This is a genomic window from Candidatus Zixiibacteriota bacterium (assembly GCA_021159005.1).
In the GTDB taxonomy this organism is placed as follows: Bacteria; Zixibacteria; MSB-5A5; order UBA10806; family 4484-95; genus JAGGSN01.
In genome coordinates, this window is sequence record JAGGSN010000084.1 from 1 (window position 1) to 1,017 (window position 1,017).

The window sequence follows — 1,017 nt, forward strand, 5'->3', positions numbered from 1 at the left end:
CCCCTACGCGTTTTAGTGGTTGGCGTTCGTCTTAGGCGAACTCGTCTGCCAACATACTGGTGCACGAGGACGTACACCTGACACAATTTCTTCCTTTGCGGATATTTGTTTTTTGATAGTATAAGCAGGGCGTGTTTTGATGGCAAGGGAATTTGTTGGAGAAAGTGTTGGGTTTATACCCAACGTGATAGATACTCTATTATGCTGAAAATAAAAAAGAGGGCGTATGCAATACGCCCCTACGCGTTTTAGTGGTTGGCGTTCGTCTTAGGCGAACTCGTCTGCCAACATGCTGGTGCACTAGGACATAGACCAGCCGCAATTTTTTCCTTTGCGGATATTTGCTTTTTGGTAGTATAAGCAGGGCGTGTATGGATGGCAAGGGAATCTGTTAGGGAAATTGTGGGGGTTATTCGCTATGGCTTTTAAGTATTCCGTAGGGGCGTATTGCATACGCCCTCTTTACTTTGCACGAGGACGTACACCAGCCACAGTGATAAAGTAATTTTACAGGATTTACAGTTTATTCCAAACATCGAATTTATCAAGCTCTTTGACATCTAATTCATCGGTGATTACTTTTGCCAATGCTTTTAGAAATTCCGGCTCAGGGTGGCCGTCTTTGATGGCGCGGTTAACATTGTTATCGAGATTCCAATGAGGCGATTTGACATCAGATTCGATTAATTCTTTGATTTTAGTAAGGCTATCTTTTTGTTTATTGTCATCTTTGGAATGAGCGTACATATAAAACTGACATTCGAGTTCTACTTCATCTCTATAACAAAGTTTAAATGCTTTGTCTAAATATTCAAATCCTTTATCAACTCGTCCTTGTGACAACAGAAAACCGGCATAATTTCCAAGAAGATTTGCATTATCAGGTTCTATTTCTAATGAACGCTTATAATACTCTTCTGCCTTATCATGTTCATGACGAATGTCTGTAAGGAAATTAGCATAGTTGCCAAGAGTATTTGCATTTTCAGGTTCTATTTCTAATGAACGCTTATAATA

General features: G+C 40.0%; 1 protein-coding gene. It reads right to left on the reverse strand.

What is annotated here, in order from left to right; genetic code table 11:
- Nucleotides 1-516: 516 nt before the first annotated feature.
- Nucleotides 517-1,017: hypothetical protein (locus J7K40_05590; protein ID MCD6161870.1), on the reverse strand; the 501-nt coding region annotated here is incomplete at its 5' end.